The organism is Dubosiella newyorkensis (assembly GCF_001945605.1).
GTDB lineage: Bacteria > Bacillota_I > Bacilli_A > Erysipelotrichales > Erysipelotrichaceae > Dubosiella > Dubosiella newyorkensis.
The window spans coordinates 15,482-35,038 of the sequence record NZ_MPKA01000057.1 but is presented as its reverse complement, the minus strand read 5'-3'; the positions used below and the strand labels follow the sequence as shown (position 1 = coordinate 35,038).

At 40.7% G+C, this 19,557-nt stretch carries 22 protein-coding genes, 1 rRNA gene and 1 other annotated feature; of the genes, 22 read left to right on the top strand and 1 reads right to left on the bottom strand.

Going from position 1 to position 19,557, the window contains the following annotated elements:
• Positions 1 to 12 precede the first annotated feature (12 nt).
• From rrf to BO225_RS04470, 5 genes are all read left to right on the top strand, one after another.
• Positions 13 to 126 (top strand): 5S ribosomal RNA (rrf, locus tag BO225_RS04490).
• An 80-nt stretch (positions 127 to 206) separates the two neighbouring features.
• Complete coding sequence (locus BO225_RS04485; RefSeq protein WP_076341080.1) at positions 207 to 1,574, top strand: tetratricopeptide repeat protein; 1,368 nt, start codon at positions 207 to 209, stop codon at positions 1,572 to 1,574.
• Positions 1,575 to 1,576: 2 nt separating this feature from the next.
• Positions 1,577 to 2,320, top strand: a complete 744-nt coding sequence (locus BO225_RS04480; protein ID WP_076341079.1) for an ABC transporter permease — start codon at positions 1,577 to 1,579, stop codon at positions 2,318 to 2,320.
• Positions 2,296 to 3,255 (top strand): glycosyltransferase family 2 protein, encoded by a 960-nt coding sequence (locus BO225_RS04475; protein WP_076341078.1) that lies wholly within the window; start codon positions 2,296 to 2,298, stop codon positions 3,253 to 3,255. Before BO225_RS04480 ends, BO225_RS04475 begins: the two co-directional genes overlap by 25 nt.
• Entirely contained in the window at positions 3,252 to 3,746 is a 495-nt protein-coding gene (locus tag BO225_RS04470; RefSeq protein ID WP_076341077.1) for a GNAT family N-acetyltransferase, read from the top strand. Before BO225_RS04475 ends, BO225_RS04470 begins: the two co-directional genes overlap by 4 nt.
• Here BO225_RS04470 and BO225_RS04465 read toward each other — a convergent pair.
• On the bottom strand, positions 3,719 to 4,378 hold the full coding sequence (locus tag BO225_RS04465; protein ID WP_076341076.1) for an NlpC/P60 family protein: 660 nt from the start codon (positions 4,376 to 4,378) through the stop codon (positions 3,719 to 3,721). The genes BO225_RS04470 and BO225_RS04465 overlap by 28 nt on opposite strands.
• A 298-nt stretch (positions 4,379 to 4,676) precedes the next feature.
• Here BO225_RS04465 and ffh point away from each other — a divergent pair, with 298 nt between their 5' ends.
• The 17 genes from ffh (at position 4,677) to argC (ending at position 19,557) form a co-directional block, all read left to right on the top strand.
• The gene (gene ffh / locus BO225_RS04460; protein WP_076341075.1) at positions 4,677 to 6,086 is read left to right on the top strand and encodes a signal recognition particle protein; all 1,410 of its coding nucleotides are present in this window, start codon (positions 4,677 to 4,679) and stop codon (positions 6,084 to 6,086) included.
• An 82-nt stretch (positions 6,087 to 6,168) separates the two neighbouring features.
• Positions 6,169 to 6,438: a 30S ribosomal protein S16 gene (gene rpsP, locus BO225_RS04455; protein ID WP_076341074.1), complete on the top strand. Its 270-nt coding sequence runs from the start codon at positions 6,169 to 6,171 to the stop codon at positions 6,436 to 6,438.
• 3 nt (positions 6,439 to 6,441) lie between these two features.
• Entirely contained in the window at positions 6,442 to 6,690 is a 249-nt protein-coding gene (locus BO225_RS04450; protein WP_076341073.1) for a KH domain-containing protein, read from the top strand.
• Positions 6,691 to 6,730: 40 nt separating this feature from the next.
• On the top strand, positions 6,731 to 7,219 hold the full coding sequence (rimM, locus tag BO225_RS04445; RefSeq protein WP_076341072.1) for a ribosome maturation factor RimM: 489 nt from the start codon (positions 6,731 to 6,733) through the stop codon (positions 7,217 to 7,219).
• Complete coding sequence (gene trmD, locus BO225_RS04440; protein ID WP_076341071.1) at positions 7,216 to 7,935, top strand: tRNA (guanosine(37)-N1)-methyltransferase TrmD; 720 nt, start codon at positions 7,216 to 7,218, stop codon at positions 7,933 to 7,935. Before rimM ends, trmD begins: the two co-directional genes overlap by 4 nt.
• A 92-nt stretch (positions 7,936 to 8,027) precedes the next feature.
• Positions 8,028 to 8,378: a 50S ribosomal protein L19 gene (gene rplS / locus BO225_RS04435; RefSeq protein ID WP_076341070.1), complete on the top strand. Its 351-nt coding sequence runs from the start codon at positions 8,028 to 8,030 to the stop codon at positions 8,376 to 8,378.
• Positions 8,379 to 8,432: 54 nt separating this feature from the next.
• Positions 8,433 to 9,056 carry a signal peptidase I gene (lepB, locus tag BO225_RS04430; protein ID WP_076341069.1) on the top strand — a complete coding sequence of 208 codons (624 nt, stop codon included), beginning with the start codon at positions 8,433 to 8,435 and terminating at the stop codon, positions 9,054 to 9,056.
• A 20-nt stretch (positions 9,057 to 9,076) separates the two neighbouring features.
• Positions 9,077 to 9,988 carry a ribosome biogenesis GTPase YlqF gene (gene ylqF / locus BO225_RS04425; protein WP_076341068.1) on the top strand — a complete coding sequence of 304 codons (912 nt, stop codon included), beginning with the start codon at positions 9,077 to 9,079 and terminating at the stop codon, positions 9,986 to 9,988.
• Complete coding sequence (locus BO225_RS04420; protein ID WP_076341067.1) at positions 9,963 to 10,571, top strand: ribonuclease HII; 609 nt, start codon at positions 9,963 to 9,965, stop codon at positions 10,569 to 10,571. Before ylqF ends, BO225_RS04420 begins: the two co-directional genes overlap by 26 nt.
• 75 nt (positions 10,572 to 10,646) lie before the next feature.
• The gene (gene dprA, locus BO225_RS04415) at positions 10,647 to 11,390 is read left to right on the top strand and encodes a DNA-processing protein DprA (protein WP_076341066.1); all 744 of its coding nucleotides are present in this window, start codon (positions 10,647 to 10,649) and stop codon (positions 11,388 to 11,390) included.
• A gap of 21 nt (positions 11,391 to 11,411) precedes the next feature.
• Entirely contained in the window at positions 11,412 to 12,713 is a 1,302-nt protein-coding gene (gene trmFO / locus BO225_RS04410; RefSeq protein ID WP_076341065.1) for a methylenetetrahydrofolate--tRNA-(uracil(54)-C(5))-methyltransferase (FADH(2)-oxidizing) TrmFO, read from the top strand.
• Complete coding sequence (gene xerA / locus BO225_RS04405) at positions 12,706 to 13,614, top strand: site-specific tyrosine recombinase/integron integrase (protein WP_076341064.1); 909 nt, start codon at positions 12,706 to 12,708, stop codon at positions 13,612 to 13,614. The genes trmFO and xerA overlap by 8 nt, the downstream gene beginning before the upstream one ends.
• Before the next feature lie 143 nt (positions 13,615 to 13,757).
• Positions 13,758 to 14,693 carry a 30S ribosomal protein S2 gene (gene rpsB / locus BO225_RS04400; RefSeq protein ID WP_076341063.1) on the top strand — a complete coding sequence of 312 codons (936 nt, stop codon included), beginning with the start codon at positions 13,758 to 13,760 and terminating at the stop codon, positions 14,691 to 14,693.
• Between the two features lie 31 nt (positions 14,694 to 14,724).
• A complete protein-coding gene (gene tsf / locus BO225_RS04395; protein WP_076341062.1) occupies positions 14,725 to 15,612 on the top strand; it encodes a translation elongation factor Ts in 888 nt (295 codons plus the stop codon).
• A gap of 109 nt (positions 15,613 to 15,721) precedes the next feature.
• Positions 15,722 to 15,919, top strand: a binding site (T-box leader).
• A 71-nt stretch (positions 15,920 to 15,990) separates the two neighbouring features.
• Positions 15,991 to 17,253: an argininosuccinate synthase gene (locus BO225_RS04390; RefSeq protein ID WP_076341061.1), complete on the top strand. Its 1,263-nt coding sequence runs from the start codon at positions 15,991 to 15,993 to the stop codon at positions 17,251 to 17,253.
• Between the two features lie 14 nt (positions 17,254 to 17,267).
• The gene (gene argH / locus BO225_RS04385) at positions 17,268 to 18,659 is read left to right on the top strand and encodes an argininosuccinate lyase (protein WP_076341060.1); all 1,392 of its coding nucleotides are present in this window, start codon (positions 17,268 to 17,270) and stop codon (positions 18,657 to 18,659) included.
• Positions 18,652 to 19,557 (top strand): N-acetyl-gamma-glutamyl-phosphate reductase, encoded by a 906-nt coding sequence (gene argC, locus BO225_RS04380; protein ID WP_076341059.1) that lies wholly within the window; start codon positions 18,652 to 18,654, stop codon positions 19,555 to 19,557. Before argH ends, argC begins: the two co-directional genes overlap by 8 nt.

Sequence of the window (19,557 nt, the reverse complement as noted above, 5' to 3'; positions counted from 1 at the left end):
TCGAGAAGAAGATCCGGTGGTGACAGAGAAGTGGAAATACCTGTTCCCGTCCCGAACACAGAAGTCAAGCACTCCATCGCCGAAGGTAGTTGGCTTAGCGCCTGCAAGAATAGGACGCTGCCGGTTCAGGAGGAATGTGAATACATTCCTCTTTTTTTGCATTTAGCTTCTTTCTAAGCTAATATATTAAGAACAAAGGTGGATTTATGAATTTAAAAAATCAAATTATCGAATATATTGAAAATACCCAATATAAGGAGGCTTCTCATTTATTAGAAGAATATAAAGATTCTTTTGGGATCGATGACTTTTACTATTTAGCCGTCTCCGATATTTTATTAGGAAATCAAGAATATGAAGAAGTATTAGATCTTATGGCAGAGGCGATCAGTGTAGGCTATGAACATCCCGTCTTTTATGAACGAATAGCTGATGCTCATATAGGCCTTCAAGAATGGGATGAAGCTTTGACTTGGCTGAAAAAATGTGAAACGAGTGACGAAGAAGATCCGGATGGCGATCTTCATCGTTTATTTTTATTAGGAAAAATTTATATCGGGAAAAACGACTTCAAAAAAGCCGTTTCTTATTTTGAAGATATACTTTTAGAAACGGATGATCCAGAAATTTATTTTCTTGCCGCTTGCTGCTATTGGGAGCTTGGAAACAAAAAAAGAGTTTTTGAATACTTCGACCAAATAAAATCCGATACGACCGTACTTGAACAAATTTGTCAATTTTTATTCGAAGAAGTCGATCAGGCACTTATTCAATACGCTGAAGAACTGCCAGAATCATCACAAAAAGTTTTTTATAAAGCGATGTATTTCAATAAATATGAATCGGCAAAAAAAGCGATTGAGTTTTTGGGGAAGAATATCAGAAAATACCCTTCGACCAGCCTTTTTAATTTGATCGTTCAGCTTTACGATGAACAAAATCAAAATCATCAAGCGAATATATATCGCAAAAAAATGCTGAAACTAACAAAGACCTCTGAAGAAGATCCCTACACTTACATTTCGATTTACTTAGATGCACTCTTTAAGTTGAATTACTCATACCCTACAGAAAAAAAATATATCTCTTTTTTATGGGATCAATTCGAACGGTCTCTCTATAAATTATTTATATTATATTCGCTCGATGAAAATTCTCGCTTTGACCTCAACTTTTCGTTGTTTAAAAAGTTTACATATAAAGAGTTAGAAAGTACGGAAGAAGTCCAACCTTATTTTCTTTTATTTACGAGAGCTGCCTATCAAACAAGACATTTCAACGAAGCGTATACAGGATTCAAAAGCATTATGCCTTTTCAAGAAAAAGATGAATTGATCGATTTCGTGCTTACATGCTTCCATACATATCATTATCATGATATTTTAGACTGCACCAAGGATAATTATAAAACAGATGGAATCCTTGCCGGCGTTCGATTTATGTGCCTAGATATTTTAAGTAAAACGGATGAGATGATCGACTTGGTTGATACTATGAATGAAGCGATCAAAAATAACGAGCCAATCGAAGACCTTGATTTTTATTTGGATATCCTCAAACAACGTGAACAATGAAAATGCTTTCGGAAATAAAGAAGATCGTGATCTGGTGCGCAACAATATATGGAATCGGAATGATCATATTCTTAACATTTAAAAATCCGTTCATATTTCCCAATCCGAATACGATCTTAAGAATCATGGCAGAACAAGTCCAAGATAAGGACTTCTATATCAGTATACTATATACTTTGACCCGGGTGATGAGTGCTGTACTATGCTCTTTTATCGGTGGCATCTTTTTAGCCTCCATATCCCAATTGTGTTCAAGAGCTAGCAGCTGGATCGAAACAAGTATTTTAACCATTCGAACGATTCCAAACATTACATTATTGATTGTATTGTTGTTTTGGCTGGATCGAGAACAGAGCATATTCTGGGTTCTCTTCCTCGTCCTTTTTCCAATCGTTTACCAGAACTGTCATGATCAATTTTTAGAAATCGATCAAACGTGGAAACCGCTGTTTGTCTTGTATCCACAATCGAATTTTTATAAATTAAAAAATGTATATTTACCGTTAGGGCGATCAGCCCTTTTATCGAGTTTTCTTTCGATCGTGGCTCTTGGCTTCAAAGTAGGAGTCATGGCAGAGATTCTATCGCAAGTATCATTAGGAATAGGAAAAAAGATGCAGTATGCCAAATTAAATGTCGATCTAGCTTCTGTTTTAGCCTGGACGATTTGGCTTTTACTGATCGTTAACATCGTTGTCTTTCTTATTCGAAAAGGAGTTCAATGGATTCAAAAACAAACCCTCTAGTTAGTATTTTAGTCCCCGTTTATAATGTTGAAAAATATATAGCCACCTGTTTAGATTCTTTATTAGCTCAAAGCTATCCAAATATAGAAATTGTGTTGATCGACGATGGATCGCCAGATCGTTCGATAGAAATCTGTCAGGAATACGCAAAAAAATTCCCAAACATTCACGTATATATCTATGAAAATGCTGGGATTTCCACAACAAGAAATCGAGCACTCGATCATGCGAATGGCGATTATTATATGTTTGTGGACAGCGATGATTATATCCATCCAAAAATGGTCGAGACTATGATAAGGATCTCGCAACTCGATCATTCAGAGCTCGTACAATGTGGATATAGGATGGATTATTTCAAATATTTCCCTTTTTTACGCAAAGTCGCTAAACGGCAAACGATCAACACGATCCAAGCCCTACAGCAACTCGTAAATAATAAGGGTATCAATAATTATCCATGGGGGAAGCTTTATAAAAAAGAAGTATTTGAAAATGTTCGATTTCCAGAACACTTAATTGGATTTGAGGATACAAGAACGATCTTCAAAACGATTGCCAATGCGGAAACGATATCGACGAGCCCTAATCGCTTTTATCATTATGTACAACGCCAGGGCTCATTGACGAATAGAATGGATCTAGAAACTGTATATAATATGCGTAAAGCCTATCAATATCAAGAACAAGTGCTGAAAGATCGTTTTCCAGAACAAACATTCGACTTTACGATGAACTACTACAATACAGATATGGTCATCATTTATACTTTGATCTTCATGACACATAAAAAGCAGAATCCAAAATTTAAACCATATCCTCTGGATTGGAAAAAGATCCCTAAAGTCATGAAGGTGGCTTATTATTGCTGGCTTAAGATCGCATGTATTAAGTTTGGCTGGAATATCGACGAAATCGACTGGGAGCAGAAATGAGAATTCGAAACGCAAAATCAACGGACCTTGAACAACTTGAACAACTCTATGAAAATGCACGAAACTATATGCATACACATGGAAATCCAAATCAATGGAACGATGGGCACCCCAATCAAAAGGATCTCAAAGAAGATATACTAAAAGAACAGCTTTATATCGTTGAGAGCGTGGATGGTATCGAAGGAGCTTTTGTTTATTATGAAGGAATTGATCCGACTTATATTAAGATCGAAGGAGAATGGTTGAATGAAGAACCATATGCCGTACTTCATAAAGTCGCTTCCGCAGGAAAGAAGAAAAGGATCGGCGACACCATCCTTCAATATGGTATTCACCGATCCAATAATGTTAAGATCGATACCCATGCAGACAATATTCCAATGCAGAAATGTATTCTGCGAAATGGATTCCAATATGCCGGGATCATCTATCTAGCCAATGGGGATCCTAGAAATGCCTATCAATTCTCGAGACTTGAAAAAAGATAGTCCATCCGAGAATCAGTAGGCATTTTTTTTAATCCATGAACATCCGTCAAGATCGAAGGATCCCAACGAAATTGGTCATAACCTTGCAAATAAGATAGATCGACCGTATGATTTGGATATTTTTCGCTCCATGCAGTATATCTTTCTGACATGATCGAGTTTGCCAGCAGGATCGCTTGAGAAGAAAGATCTCCATTTGGCGTAGGAGTTCCACTGATCTGAACACCAGGAGGAGATGAATGAACGAGCAATACAGAACCATCTTCCATTTCTCCCAAAACGATATAGATATGCCCTTCATTTCCAAGAATGTCTCCGGGCTCATAAGAATCGATCTTAGCGGCAGGAATCAGTTTCCCCCATCCCTTTTGGGCAAGATCTGAAGGGAGTTCTCCCGATAAAGCAACATAACCATCTTTTCCATCTTCATGTTCAAAAGTATTATAGAGCACCCAGCCTACAAAACCAGAACAATCCAGCCCATTATGGATCTCATAGAGATGATCCTCATAATCATAAGAAGAATCTTGTTGACTTGTAAATTCAACCCAAGCAGGAGCTAAGCCTAAACGGGTAGCTTCAACACCAGCCCCTGTATCCTCTTCATTCCATCCGCCACCCCAAATATACATGACCTTACCAACCGGGGATAAAGAAGTTTTTAAAAAGGATGAAAGGTCTGGTATAGAGGAATCGGTGTTTAATGTGTTTATTTCTGCTGGTTTTGACAATTCACTAGATGGCTTAGAAAGAAAAGCGCGGACTAAAAGCCAAGCGCAAATCAGAATAAAAATTATAAAACCAACCAAAATCATCAAACGTTTGTATTGGATTTTTCGCTTCATGTAAAAACCATAACAAAAATAATGGAAAATATCGAGCGGTTGGTATAAAATTTATAAAGTTTTAAAAGCTCGAAAGGAAAAAATTATGGCATTTGAATCATTGAGTGAACGCTTAAATAAAGCGATAAAAAATATTTCTGGACAAGGAAAATTAACTGAAAAAAATATGAATGATATGCTTCGAGAAGTGCGTATGTCGCTTTTAGAAGCAGATGTCAATTATGGGGTCGTAAAAGATTTTATAGAACGTGTCAAAGAAAAAGCTCTCGGACAAGAGGTATTGGATTCTTTGAATCCATCTCAAATGGTCGTAAAGATCGTTCATGATGAACTGCAAGAATTATTAGGACAAAGCGATGCGAAGCTTCATTTAAAACCAAACGGACTCTCTACGATTATGATGGTCGGCTTGCAGGGAACTGGTAAAACGACTGCTTCTGCTAAAATCGCCCGCTTTGCGAAACAAAAACTAAAAAAACGCGTACTGCTCGTGGCTTGCGATGTCGTTCGCCCAGCCGCGATCGAACAGCTACAAACTTTAGGAAAACAAATCGATGTTGAAGTATTTAGCCTAGGCGCTCAAACAAGCGCCATTGAAACCGCAAGAAAAGCGCTTCAATATGCAAATGAACATCAAAAAGATCTTGTGATCTTCGATACAGCGGGCCGCCTGCATATCGACGAAGAATTGATGGACGAACTCAAAGAAATGAAAGAGATCGTACATCCGGATGATATTCTGTTAACAGTCGACGCGATGACAGGTCAAGATATCGTCACGGTGGCTAAAGAATTCAATGAACAGCTGCAGATCACTGGACTTGTGGTGACGAAAATGGATGGCGATGCTCGAGGAGGCGGATTGCTTTCTGTCCGCACGATCACGGATGTACCAGTCATGTTTGTATCAAATGGCGAAAAGGTAGAAGACCTTGAAGAATTCCATCCAGATCGAATGGCAGATCGTATCTTAGGAATGGGAGATATTCTGACTCTTGTTGAGCAAGCGCAAGACAAAATGGATATGGAAATCCAAAAGAAGGCTGTTGAAAGAATGCAGGAAGGGATCTTCACATTCAACGACCTTCTTGATCAATATAAACAAGTCAAGAAGATGGGTTCTATGCAAAACGTCATGAAAATGATCCCTGGCTTAAATAAGTTAGGCGCACAAATCGATGACGAGCAAGTTGATGCGGGAGTCAAGAAGAATGAAGCGATCATTCACTCGATGACTCCTTATGAAAGAGAGCATCCCAACTGTTTGAAGGCAAGCCGGAAATCTAGGATCGCAAAAGGAGCCGGTGTCAAAGTCATGGATGTCAATCGTTTGATCAGCCAAGTTGAACAAATGCAAACTTTGACCAAGATGATGAAGTCTGGAAAAATGCCAGATTTTGGAGCGATGCAACGTGGGGGCGGAGCATTTGGCGCCAGCAAGCATGCCGGAAGCAAGAAAAAGAAGAAATCTAAAAGCAAAAAGAAGAAAAAGTAGTCGAAGTGTCAAGGAAAAATACTTGACACTTCTTTTTTTGATTGCTACAATAGCGAAGTAAAAATCGAAAGGAAGAGGAACCATGGTAAAATTACGTTTAAAAAGAATGGGTAAAAAAGGACATCCTTTTTACCGTATCGTAGCAGCAGATTCTAGAAGCCCACGCGATGGACGCTTTATCGAAGAGATCGGAACATACGATCCAATGAAAAATGAAAATAAAATCACTTTGAATAAAGATGCTGCGAAAAAATGGATCAAAAACGGAGCACAACCTACAGATACAGTTCGCTCGATCTTATCAAAAGAAGGCGTATTGAAAGAACTGCACGACGAAAAATACGGAAAGTAAAATATGGTGGATTTAGAGAAGACTCTCTACGATCTTTGTAAGCCCCTCGTAGATGATGCGAAATCGTTGTCCGTTAAAACGATGACGACAACGAACGAAAATGAAGTTTCTTTATATGTTTACGCATCAAGCGATGATATCGCACGATTGATCGGACGAAAAGGGATCATGGCCAGCAGTTTAAGACAAATGATCGCGATTGCGGCACGGAACATGAAATCCCATATTTCTGTAAAATTTGAAGCCTACTAGGATGTGACGAACACATCCTTCTTTTTTTAAGGAGCAAAATATGATAAAAGTCGCAAAAATAATCAACACCCATGGACTAAAGGGAGAATGCAAGCTCTACTTGATCACCGATGAAGCAGAGCATCGCTTTGAGAAAGGAAGAACACTCTATATCGACGAGAAAGAACCGATCGTCGTTGAACGGTTTCGGATGCAAAAAGGGTTTGGCTACGCTTATTTCAAAGGAATCGAGACGATCGAACAAGCAGAAGCGCTCAAAGGCAAATCGCTCTATTTTCCGATCGAAGATCTTCCTGAACTATCGGATGACGAATTTTATTACCATGAACTTGTCGACTGCACAGTCTATAATGAAAATGGTGAAGAATTAGGAAAAGTTGTCGATATCTTAGAAACTGGACCAAACATTGTTCTGCGCATCCAGAAAGGAAAAGACTCTTTCTTAGTTCCATTTGTCGATGCTTTTATTTTAGACGTTGATCGAAATCAGAGAACGATCAAGATCAAAGAGCTGGAAGGACTTCGATGAAGATCACTGTATTAAGTCTTTTTCCTGAATACTTTGAACCGCTTCTAAGAACATCGATCATCAAACGAGCCAAAGAAAAAGATCTCTTTGAATTTGAAACAGTCAATTTTAGAGAATTCACAAAAGAAAAACATGGCCATGTCGATGATACCCCATATGGTGGAGGGGCAGGCATGGTCCTTTCTTGCCAACCGATCCTAGATGCCTTGAAAAGTGTTCGTACCCCTCGATCTAAAGTTATTCTTTTAACACCTCAAGGGGATGTGTTCCAACAAAAAATGGCTCTTGATCTATCTAAAGAAGAACATTTGATCTTTTTGTGCGGACATTACGAAGGATTTGATGAAAGGATCCGTGACTATGTCGATCTTCAAGTTTCGATTGGCGACTTTGTACTGACGGGAGGAGAAGGCGCTTGCATGGTCATATGCGATGCAATCCTTAGGCTCATTCCTGGCGTCATCAAACAAGAAAGCAGCCACGATGATTCGTTTTCAAACGGACTCCTTGAATATCCTCAATACACGAAACCACCCGTCTATGAGGGCAAAGCTGTTCCAGAAGTATTATTAAGCGGACATCATGCCAATATCGCAAAGTATCGCCATGAGCAAGCGTTGATCAAGACGGCCAAAAATCGTCCCGACCTTTTGAATGACCTTGATTTAAGCGAGCAAGACCAAAAAGTCGTGGATTCTATCTTGAAAAACAAATAACGATATGATATCGTATTTAAGCATTGTGCCGGTTCCGCTGACCATAGGAGTCATGAATCATAAGAACACAAGCATCATATAAGGAGGCAATCATGAATTTAAACTTAGTCAATGAAGTTACAAGATCACAATTAAGAAAAGATCTTCCTGAACTTAGATCAGGTGACACGGTTAAAGTGTATGTAAAGATCAAGGAAGGCGACAAGAGCCGTATCCAGGTTTATGAAGGAATCATTACTGAAAAAGTCGGAAGTGGTATCAACGAATCGATCACTGTCCGCAAAATGTCAAGTGGAATCGGTGTAGAACGTAAATTCCCGATCCATTCACCAATCTTAGATAAAATCGAAGTCGTTCGTCACGGTAAAGTACGTCGTAATAAATTGCGTTATCTCCGTAACCGTTCTGGTAAAGCGGCTCGTATCAAAGAAGTACGTAAGTAAAATTAAAGCCAGTCTCTGGCTTTTTTTTGTATAATAAGAATAAAAGGAGTAAATATGGAGAAAGAGAATAAAACGAGTCTTTCAAAAGAAATCCTTGATTTTGTGAAAGTGTTCGCGATAAGCGCGGTGATCGTATTGCTTTTTGCGAACTTTATTGCCCACCCAGTCACTGTAGTCGGACACAGCATGGATCCAACGCTTGCAGACGGTGAATACGGCTTTACAAGTATCATATCTACAAAATTATCCGATCCAAAGCGGAATCAGATCGTAGTTGTAACGATGAACGATCCAAACACGAATGAAAAGAGCGAGTGGGTCAAGCGCATTATCGGGATGCCTGGCGAAACGATCGAATGTGTAAACGACACGATCCTAATCAATGGAGAGCCAATCGATGAGACAAGTTACATTGATCAAGATTATAAACAGTCGATCATTGATCAATATGGTTATTTCAATAAAACCGTTCAAAAAAGCGACGAACTCAATGGTATGAGTGTTGTACGAGATTGGGGACCGATCACATTGGGCGAAGATGAATATTTTGTGATGGGAGATAATCGCACGTTCTCGAAAGATTCACGAGACCCTGAGGTTGGACCCGTCAAACGCTCGCAAATCTATGGAAATGGTGTTTTCGTATTGTATCCCTTTTCCAAGTTCGGACTGAAGTAATCTCTAGAAAGAAGCACACAATGGCAAAAAAAGGTAAAAACCAAAAACAAAAAGAAGAAAAGACATTTACAACAAATATCAACTGGTTCCCTGGCCATATGACCAAAGCCCGACGACAAATGGAAGAAAATTTGAAAAAAGTCGATTTCATCATTGAGATCCGAGACGCTCGCATCCCAGCTTCCAGCAAAAATCCAATGCTTGAAGAAATCATCGGCAATAAGCCACGCTTGATCATACTCTCTAAAAGAGATAAAGCCGATCCAGAAGCGACAAAAGAATGGACTGCCTATTTCAAAAACGAGAATGAAATGGCGATCTCTTTAGATCTGATCCAAGACAATTATAAGAATAAACTTATTGATGCGAGTCAAGAGTTGTGCAAAGCTCTCATCGAAAAACAGAAGAGAAGAGGGATCAATCCTCGTGCTCTCAGAGCTATGGTTTGCGGAATCCCAAATGTAGGAAAAAGCACCTTTATTAATACATTGGCACGAAGGAAAGCCGCTCAAACAGGAGATCGGCCAGGTGTGACCAAAGCTCTCCAATGGATCAAACTCGCTGACTCATTAGAACTGTTAGATACTCCAGGGGTATTATGGCCGAAATTCGAAGAACCATTAGTCGGAGAAAAGCTGGCATTGCTTGGTTCGATCAAAGACGAAGTCGTTAGTCAAGATGACATCGCCCTATTTGCGTGTTCTTGGCTCATGGAACATCATCCGGACGCTTTAAAAAATACATATCAAATCGAGATTCAGGAAACTCCATACCAAACTTTATTAGAAATTGGGAAAAAAAGAGGGTATTTGCTTCGAGGAGAAATTGATGAAAATCGATTGATGCGATCCTTTATCAAAGATATTCGTGAAAACAAACTTGGCGCGATCACATGGGAGAGAGCGGATGATCAAAGAACCACTCGAGATTGATGCTTGGAAAATGTATTCCAATGTCTTAGGAATGGATGAAGCAGGAAGAGGCCCGATCGCCGGGCCACTTGTGGTGGCAGGCGTTATTTTTCCAAAAGGCTATTCTAATGACCTGATCGATGATTCTAAGAAACTGAGCGAAAAAAAACGCGAAATTCTCTTTAAACAAATCTTGAATGATGCCAAGTATTATCAAGTGCTGATCGTTTCTGAAAGAGAGATCGATCAAAAAAATATTTATCGAGCGACCCAGGAAGCAATGGAGAAGATCGCCAATCATTCAAAAGCTGATTTCGTTTTGAGCGATGCGATGCCTTTGCCCCATTGTACGATTTCAAATGAATCGATCATTAAGGGAGATCAAAAATCGCTCTCGATCGCGGCAGCGAGTATTTTAGCGAAAGTGATCCGAGACCATTGGATGAATCATCTCGATCATCTCTATCCTCAATATGGTTTTTCAAAGCACAAAGGCTATCCTACCAAAAAACATATTGAAGCCTTGCATACTTATGGCCTTCTTCCTTGCTTTCGCAAAAGCTATCGTCCTGTCAAAGAAATGGAAACGATCCGTTTATTTTGATTAGCACCCAAAAGGTGCTTTTTATTTTTTTTAGAAATTGGGCGCATTTATGCTAGATTTGTCGTATATAATTGTATGAATACATATAATTATAGAGAAGCGATCTTATACTTTTCCGTACAGTTTTCTGGGAATTGGAATTCGATCGCCCATGCTTTGCATGAAAAGCATCCTTACGCATCTTTAGAATATCCTGTTGATTTTGTAACGATCGTCGATGATGATTATCCATCTTGTTTTAAAACGCTGCGCTTTCCACCATGGATCTTGTTTTATCAAGGAGATCTAGGTTTACTTGATAGAAAGTGCATCGCTGTGATCGGATCAAGAAAATGCTCACCAAGAGGTATTTCCAATACTCAAAAAGTCATTTCTGTCTTAAAAGAAAAATATGTCATCGTCTCTGGACTTGCTAGAGGGATCGATCAAGAAGCCCATCGATGTTCATTAAAAACAGGAACGATCGGGATCATTGGCTGTGGACTGAATCAAATTTATCCGCGCTCCAGCGCAAGATTATATGATGCCATTCGAAAAAACCACTTATTACTGAGTGAATATCCGTTGAATACGCCACCTCTCGCTCATCATTTTCCATGGCGAAATCGATTGATCGCGGCTGCGGCAGATTCATTGATCGTCATTGAGGCCAGGCATAAAAGTGGAACGATGATCACAGTCAACGAAATGCTGAACCTATCAAAACAAGTCTATAGTCTAGCGGGCGCCTTTGGTGAAGAAGAATACGCCGGCTGCAATGAGCTGATCGATAATGGTGCAAAAATGATCTTGACTTTGGAAGATGTGAAAGAAATCTAAATCTAGAAAGGTATTAAAACAATGAAAGATAAAGAAGTTACAGTGATCGGAGCTGGTCTAGCAGGAAGTGAAGCCGCTTGGCAGCTCGCAAAACGAGGCATTCAAGTCCGCCTGATCGAAATGCGGCCTCACTCGTCTCCACCCGCTTTTTCTACAGGTCAGTTTGCTGAACTTGTTTGTTCGAACTCGCTCCGCTCGAATTCACTGAACAATGCGGTCGGGATCTTAAAAGAAGAAATGCGTCAGCTTGATTCTTTGATCATGAAAAGCGCTGATCTGAATCAAGTCCCGGCCGGGTCTGCTCTTGCGGTGGATCGCCATAAATTTTCAGAAATGATCACGCAAACCTTATCCAATCATCCCAATATCACAATTGTGCATGAAGAAGTTCGTGAGATTCCAGAAGGACCTGTGATCATCGCCAGCGGACCTTTGACGAGCGAACCGTTAGCTAAAGCGATCCAAGCGTTCACAGACGAACATCCATTCCACTTTTTTGACGCGGCCGCCCCGATCCTTGAAAAGGATTCGATCGATTTTTCAAAGGCGTATTTCAAATCCCGTTATGATAAGGGGGAAGCAAGTTATATCAATTGTCCAATGGATCAACAACAATTTGATACATTTTATGAAGCGCTCATAGCCGCTGAATGCGCCCATCTCCATGAATTCGAACAAGAAGTTTATTTTGAGGGCTGCATGCCGATCGAAGAAATGGCAAGACGTGGAAAAAAGACGCTTTTATTTGGTCCGCTTAAACCAGTCGGTCTTGAACGCGAAGGAGAACATCCAGTTGCGGTCGTACAGCTTCGCCAAGATAATGTTGCTGGATCTCTCTACAATATCGTTGGCTTTCAAACGCATTTGACTTGGCCAGAACAAAGACGGGTTTTTTCTATGATTCCTGGACTAGAGAACGCAAAGATCACTCGGTATGGTGTGATGCATCGAAATTCTTTTTTAGATTCCCCAAAGATCTTGAAAGAAACGTATCAAACTAAAAAACGTGAAGATCTATTCTTTGCCGGACAAATGACGGGTGTAGAGGGATATGTGGAATCAGCGGCGAGCGGTTTGATCGCTGGAATCAATATGGCAAGATATATCCAAGGAAAAGAGTGCATCGAATTTGAGAATACGTGTGTAATGGGCTCGCAAGCGTATTATATTACACACTGTGATTCGAAAAATTTTCAGCCGATGAACGCGAACTTCGGGATCCTTCGGGCAAAAGAAAAGTATCGTAAGAAAGAAAAGAAAGAACGTTTAGCCAAGCAAGCGCTCGATACGATCCAATCCATCAAGGAGCGATTGGATGAATGATTTGATCGAACGCTTCTTAGCCTACATTTATCGAACGCATTCTCAATCGGCAGATACTGCCGAAGCGTATTCTAGAGACTTGAATCAGCTGAAAGATTATTTAGAAGCGCATTCGATCCAAAACTTTGAAGATGTCGACCGCAAGACATTCATGGCTTTTTTGGCGGAACTTAGAGTTTTGCCAAACGGAAAGACGAGTTCAAACGCTACGATTTGCCGAAAACTCTCGGCTTATCGCTCATTTTATCAATATCTCAATGAATATATCGGTATCCAAGCCAATCCGTTAGAAACGATCCAATCCCCGAAACGATCTCGTAAGATCCCTTCTTTTTTGTTTCTGCACGAGATCCAAACTTTTTTAGATACGTACGATACTTCGAAGCTCAATGAGCTTAGAGATAAAACGATGTTCACTTTATTGTATGCGTCAGGTCTTCGTTTGAGCGAACTCATCGATTTGAAATGGGTGGATATCGACCTGGATGCAAGGATCGTTCATGTCTTAGGAAAAGGAAACAAGGAGAGAATCGTGCCTTTTTATAAAGGGTTAGTCCCTCTTCTGAAGGAGTATAAGCTTAGATATTGGATGCACTATGCCAAGGATGGCGAAGAATTTGTGTTCTTGTCGAACCGAGGGACAAAGATGAGCGCTCGAGGCGTTCAGTATTTGATGCAGAAGCACGCGGATGCGATCGATTTTCGGATGAAGGTGCATCCCCATATGTTTCGGCATTCTTTTGCGACGCATCTTTTAGATAATGGAGCGGATATTCGGATCGTGCAAGAACTGCTTGGCCATTCTTCTCTTTCGACTACACAGATCTATACCCATGTATCGATGAATCATTTGAGCGAAGTGTATGAAAACGCACATCCAATGGCAGGCAAAGGAATTTAAGGTTGAAAGTAAAAATTGAAATGTTATAATGGTGAAGCGCGAGTGCGCAAAATTCGCACACCATGAATTCGTTTGCCCGTGCACAGCGATGTGTTGCTTACGTTGGAAGTGGTGGAGGAATAACGGAAAGGTAGGACTAAATCATGTCACAAATTGTATCTATTAAAAAAATGCTTGAAAACGGTGTGCATTTTGGACACCAGACTCGTCGTTGGAATCCTAAGATGAAACCATATATCTACACAAGCCGTAACGGTGTGTATATCGTGGATCTCAACCAAACTCAAAAACAAATCGAAGCCGCTTACCAAGCGCTTAAACAAATCAGCGAAAACGGTGGTAAAGTTTTGTTCGTCGGAACGAAAAAGCAAGTCGCTGAAACGATTGAAGAACAAGCGATCCGTTCTGGTTCTTTCTATGTTAACAAGCGTTGGTTAGGTGGACTTTTAACGAACTTCCGCACGATCCAAAAACGTGTAAAACGTCTTGTCGAGATCGAAGAAATGGAAGCGAGCGGAAAGCTTGAAGTGTATACGAAAAAAGAACAAGCGAAGATCTTGAAAGAAAAAGCGAAACTTGAATCGTCGTTAGGCGGAATCAAGGAAATGAAAAAACTTCCAGACGCGATCGTGATCATCGATCCGAAAGAAGAACACAACGCGGTTGCGGAAGCGAAAAAATTGAATATCCCTGTATTCGCAATGTTGGATACGAACTGTGATCCAGAAGACGCAGATTATCCGATCGCTTCAAACGATGATGCGAACCGTTCGGTCAAATTGGTGACTACGATCTTGGCAGATGCGATCGTAGACGCAAAAGGCGGACTTTTAGAGATCGCTTACTTGGATGATACGGCTGATGATGTAACGATGGATGATGTCGTTCGCAATGTTGAAGCACAGATCGCTGAAAACGAACGCCGTCGTCGTCAAAGAAACGAAGAACGCAGAAAACGGAACTTCGATCGTAAGAACCGTCGTCCATACAACAACAATCGTCAAGGCGCTCCAAGAGCGAATAACAACCAAGCTGCTGGACAAGAATCAAAACCAGCTCCTAAGAAAACAGAAGCTTAATTTAAACAAGTATTGAACATAGGAGGAAATTATGGCTATTAGCGCAAAACAAGTCAAAGAACTACGTGAAAAAACTGGTGCAGGAATGATGGACTGCAAAAAAGCACTTACTGAGTGTGATGGAGATCTTGACAAAGCAGTTGACTGGCTCCGTGAAAAAGGAATCAGCAAAGCGGCAAAAAAAGAAGGACGCATTGCGGCAGAAGGACTTACTCGCGTTGCGGTCGATGGCAACATCGGTGTCGTTGTCGAAGTAAACTCCGAAACGGATTTCGTATCGAAAAACGATCAATTCTTGACGCTGCTTGATACGATCACGAATGCGGTCTTGAACAACAAGCCAGCTAACAATGAAGAAGTTCTCGCGATCAGCACACCAAATGGTACGATCGAAGAATTGATCACGAACGCGACGGCAACGATCGGTGAAAAGATCACACTTCGTCGTTTCGTGGTTGTTGAAAAAACAGACGAAGAAATTTTCGGTTCGTATATGCACATGGGAGGAACGATCTCGGCTCTTGTTGTGATGAAAGGCGGCAACGACGAAGTAGCCAAAGAAATGGCGATGCAAGTTGCTAGTATGAATCCAACGTATATCTCTCAAAAAGATGTCCCAGCCGAAGTCGTTGAACACGAACGTGCACTTCAACAACAGATCATGGCTGCTGACCCAGCGATGGCTTCAAAACCAGAAAAAGTTCTTGCAGGAATCTTGAATGGTAAAGTATCTAAGCATTTCAAAGACCAATGCTTGATGGATCAAGAATACTTCAAGGATCCTAAGGAAAAAGTGGCAAACTTCTTAAAAGCCAATAAAGCGGAAGTTGTTACTTTCGTTCGCTTCCAAGCCGGAGAAGGAATCGAGAAGCGAGAAGAAAACTTCGCTGAAGAAGTAATGGCTCAAATCAAAGGGTAATCCATTTAAAGACGTTTCGATCGAAGCGTCTTTTTTTTACATAATTCTGAAAAATTTTCAGAAAAGTGTTGAAACCCATTTTAGTGGCGTGTATAATTACGAACTATAAACGAAAGCATTGAAGAGAAGTAGTATGCTTGAAAAGGTCTGACAGCGAGCCGTGATTGGTGAAAGACGGTAAGATACTTCTTGCAGAACGTGTCTTGGAGTGAATATATGAAGCAATGAATATATTCCGCAGCCAGCGTTATCGGTAAGTGCCCTATGCAGGGAAGTAAGGTGGTACCGCGATCCATTCGTCCTTTATAGAAGGGCGAATTTTTTTTTACCCAAAGACTTGCTTCATGCCATTCGATTTATGGATAGAGGAGAGAAAATATGAACAAACCACAACAAAAGCAATATAAAAAAATCGTATTAGCCTATTCAGGTGGATTGGATACATCCGTTTTGATCCCATGGCTCAAAGAAAACTATGGAGCAGAAATCATCGCTGTTTCAGGAAACGTTGGACAAAAATCTGAACTAGAAGGACTGGAAGAAAAAGCACTCGCAACAGGAGCCTCTAAGTTATATATCGAAGACTTGAACCAAGAATTCGTAGATGAATATATTATCCCAACGATCAAAGCGGGAGCCACTTATGAGCAATACTTGCTTGGAACATCGTTTGCTCGACCTTTGATCGCAAAACGGATCGTAGAGATTGCTAAAAAAGAAGGCGCCGACGCGATCTGCCATGGATGCACGGGAAAAGGAAATGACCAAGTGCGCTTTGAACTAGCGATCAAAGCTTTCGCGCCAGAAATCGATATCATCGCTCCTTGGAGATTCTGGGAGCTCAATTCCCGCGAAAAGGAAATCGAATACGCCGAACAACACCATATTCCGTTAAAAATCAATAAAGAAACAAATTATTCAAAAGACAAGAACTTATGGCATCTTTCTCATGAAGGATTAGATCTAGAAGACCCCGCCAATGAAGCACCAATCAATAAAGAAGGATTTTTAGAACTTGGCGTATCTCCTGAACAAGCTCCGGATCAGCCAGAATATGTAACGATCCATTTCGAACAAGGCGTGCCTACGGCTGTCAATGGCGAAGAGATGAATTCTGTTGAATTGATCGAACTGCTCAATACGATCGGTGGAAAGAATGGGATCGGAATCTTAGATATTGTCGAAAATCGATTGGTTGGCATGAAATCAAGAGGAGTATACGAGACACCAGGAGGAACGATCTTATATGCCGCTCATCAAAAGCTTGAAGAGATCACACTCGATAAAGAAACCCAACACTATAAAAATCAAGTCGCTTTGAAGTTTGGAGAACTCGTCTATAACGGATTATGGTATACGCCGCTAAGAAAAGCGCTGAGCGCCTTCGTGGATGAAACACAAAAAAATGTCACTGGGGATGTGACCCTCAAACTTTATAAAGGCAATATAATTCCTGCTTCTGTAACGTCAAAATATTCTTTGTATTCAGCAGGTATGGCGACCTTTGATGAAGATGATTGTTATGACCAATCTGATTCGGCTGGATTTATCAATTTATTCGGTCTTCCAATCAAAGTAAGGGCGCTACAAGATCAACAATTATTCGAAGAAGAAGGAATCCATTTCTCCAACGTAGAATAGAAAGGAGATCGAATATGAAAATGTGGGCTGGACGGTTTCAATCTGAAACCAACGCGCTTGTCAATGATTTCAACGCATCGATCCATTTCGATCAGCGTCTTTATCCATACGATATCCAAGGCTCGATCGCGCATTCCCAAATGCTACAAAAACAAGGAATATTGAGCGAAGAGGATCAAAAACAAATCGAACAAGGTCTTTTGGAGATCCTCGACGAGATCCAAGAAGGCAAGATCGAATTCACGAGCGAGTATGAAGATATTCATATGTGTATTGAACAGCTCTTGACAGAAAAGATCGGAGCAGCAGGAAAAAGATTGCACACCGCAAGAAGCAGAAACGATCAAGTCGCTTTAGATATGCGCCTTTTCGTTAAAGATCACATTCAAAAGATCCAATCTCAGATCATCGTTCTTTCACAAGAGCTGCTCAGCTTAGCAAAATCGAATCTAACGACGATCATGCCAGGCTACACCCATTTGCAACGGGCTCAACCGATCACATTCGCCCATACGATCATGGCTTATGCGCAAATGCTTAGAAGAGATCTCATTCGTCTGTCCAACACGTATTCCTTGATGAATGAGTCGCCGCTAGGCTCGGGTGCTTTAGCGACAACCACCTATCCGATCGATCGCTTTTATAGCGCCGCTTTTCTAGGCTTTGATAAGCCAACATCCAATTCGATCGATGGAGTGAGCGATCGTGACTATTGCTTAGAGCTGCTTAGCGATCTATCGATCTTGATGATGCATCTTTCACGCTTCAGTGAAGAGATCATCGCCTGGTGTTCATGGGAATTTAAGTTCATTGAATTGGATGATGCTTATGCGACAGGATCAAGCATCATGCCCCAAAAGAAAAATCCAGATATTTGTGAGCTGGTTCGCGGAAAAACTGGCCGGGTCTATGGGGATATGATGGCTTTGTTCACGACGCTCAAAGGATTGCCTCTCGCCTACAATAAAGATATGCAAGAAGATAAGGAATCCGTTTTTGATGCGATCGACACAGTAGAAATGTGTTTAAGCGTTTTGCCAAAAATGTGTCAAACGATGACTTTATATACAAATACGATGTATCAAGCCGCTAAAAAAGGATTTTTGAACGCGACCGATTGTGCAGATTATTTAACAAAAAAAGGACTTCCTTTTCGGGACGCCTATAAGATCACAGGGCAGATCGTCGCTTTCTGTAACGAAAAAGGAGCCAGTCTTGACGAATTGTCGCTACAGACTTTAAAAGAGTTTCATCCGCTCTTCGAAGAAGATGTTTTTGAAGCCATCGATCTTCTTAATTGTGTCAAACAAAGAAATGTGTATGGTGGACCGAGCCCTGAGCAAGTAGAGATCCAGATCGAGGAAATCACTCGATTTTTAGCTAAGATGGAGGCAGAACATGAATAAGCCAAAGATTTATATCGATGGTCAAGCGGGAACGACAGGCCTTCAGATCTTAGAAAGGCTGAAAGAGAGAGAGGATCTAGAATTGATCCTGATCGCCCAAGCGGACCGGAAGGATCCGGAAAAAAGAAAAGAATGCTTCGCGAAAGCGGATCTTGCGTTTCTATGCTTGCCCGATCAAGCAGCGATTGAAGCAGTTTCGCTTGCGGAAGGGACGTCGACAAAAATCATCGATGCCTCTACAGCCCATCGAACAAGCTGGGTTTATGGTTTTCCAGAACTTGATCCTGATCAAAGAAAGAAGATCAAAGAAGCCAAGTACGTCGCAAATCCAGGATGCCATGCCACAGGCTTCATCAGCATCGTTCATCCTCTGATTCAGGCGAATTTGATCAAACCCGACATATCGATTCATGCTTTTTCTTTAACTGGCTATTCTGGCGGAGGAAAATCGATGATCCAACAATATGAAGGAGATCAAGAAAATGATCTTTTGAAATCTCCTGCAATCTATGGTTTGTCGATGCAGCATAAACATATTCCTGAAATGCAGAAGATCAGTGGTCTTTCAAGAAAACCATTATTTACACCGATCGTCGACGACTACTATAATGGAATGCTCGTTTCGATTCAATTTGAACTGGATGCAAGACAAGTATTTGAAGTATTGAACAAGGCTTATCAAGATCAACCTTTGATCGAGGTCGAATTTGGAAATAATAGCTTTCTATATGCGAATGCGATGAGGAACACCGATCATTTAAAACTATACGTGCATGGAAATGAAGAACAAACGATCGTCTGCGCTTCCTTTGACAATTTAGGAAAAGGAGCCTGCGGTGCGGCGATCCAAAATATGAACATCATGCTCGGCTTTGAAGAAACTAAAGGACTTAGATAA

Coding starts and splice junctions, on each gene's coding strand:
- BO225_RS04485 (WP_076341080.1), top strand. CDS start 207: ATGAATTTAAAAAATCAAATTATCGAATATATTGAAAATACCCAATAT.
- BO225_RS04480 (WP_076341079.1), top strand. CDS start 1,577: ATGCTTTCGGAAATAAAGAAGATCGTGATCTGGTGCGCAACAATATAT.
- BO225_RS04475 (WP_076341078.1), top strand. CDS start 2,296: ATGGATTCAAAAACAAACCCTCTAGTTAGTATTTTAGTCCCCGTTTAT.
- BO225_RS04470 (WP_076341077.1), top strand. CDS start 3,252: ATGAGAATTCGAAACGCAAAATCAACGGACCTTGAACAACTTGAACAA.
- BO225_RS04465 (WP_076341076.1), bottom strand. CDS start 4,378: ATGTATATTTGGGGTGGCGGATGGAATGAAGAGGATACAGGGGCTGGT.
- ffh (WP_076341075.1), top strand. CDS start 4,677: ATGGCATTTGAATCATTGAGTGAACGCTTAAATAAAGCGATAAAAAAT.
- rpsP (WP_076341074.1), top strand. CDS start 6,169: ATGGTAAAATTACGTTTAAAAAGAATGGGTAAAAAAGGACATCCTTTT.
- BO225_RS04450 (WP_076341073.1), top strand. CDS start 6,442: ATGGTGGATTTAGAGAAGACTCTCTACGATCTTTGTAAGCCCCTCGTA.
- rimM (WP_076341072.1), top strand. CDS start 6,731: ATGATAAAAGTCGCAAAAATAATCAACACCCATGGACTAAAGGGAGAA.
- trmD (WP_076341071.1), top strand. CDS start 7,216: ATGAAGATCACTGTATTAAGTCTTTTTCCTGAATACTTTGAACCGCTT.
- rplS (WP_076341070.1), top strand. CDS start 8,028: ATGAATTTAAACTTAGTCAATGAAGTTACAAGATCACAATTAAGAAAA.
- lepB (WP_076341069.1), top strand. CDS start 8,433: ATGGAGAAAGAGAATAAAACGAGTCTTTCAAAAGAAATCCTTGATTTT.
- ylqF (WP_076341068.1), top strand. CDS start 9,077: ATGGCAAAAAAAGGTAAAAACCAAAAACAAAAAGAAGAAAAGACATTT.
- BO225_RS04420 (WP_076341067.1), top strand. CDS start 9,963: ATGATCAAAGAACCACTCGAGATTGATGCTTGGAAAATGTATTCCAAT.
- dprA (WP_076341066.1), top strand. CDS start 10,647: ATGAATACATATAATTATAGAGAAGCGATCTTATACTTTTCCGTACAG.
- trmFO (WP_076341065.1), top strand. CDS start 11,412: ATGAAAGATAAAGAAGTTACAGTGATCGGAGCTGGTCTAGCAGGAAGT.
- xerA (WP_076341064.1), top strand. CDS start 12,706: ATGAATGATTTGATCGAACGCTTCTTAGCCTACATTTATCGAACGCAT.
- rpsB (WP_076341063.1), top strand. CDS start 13,758: ATGTCACAAATTGTATCTATTAAAAAAATGCTTGAAAACGGTGTGCAT.
- tsf (WP_076341062.1), top strand. CDS start 14,725: ATGGCTATTAGCGCAAAACAAGTCAAAGAACTACGTGAAAAAACTGGT.
- BO225_RS04390 (WP_076341061.1), top strand. CDS start 15,991: ATGAACAAACCACAACAAAAGCAATATAAAAAAATCGTATTAGCCTAT.
- argH (WP_076341060.1), top strand. CDS start 17,268: ATGAAAATGTGGGCTGGACGGTTTCAATCTGAAACCAACGCGCTTGTC.
- argC (WP_076341059.1), top strand. CDS start 18,652: ATGAATAAGCCAAAGATTTATATCGATGGTCAAGCGGGAACGACAGGC.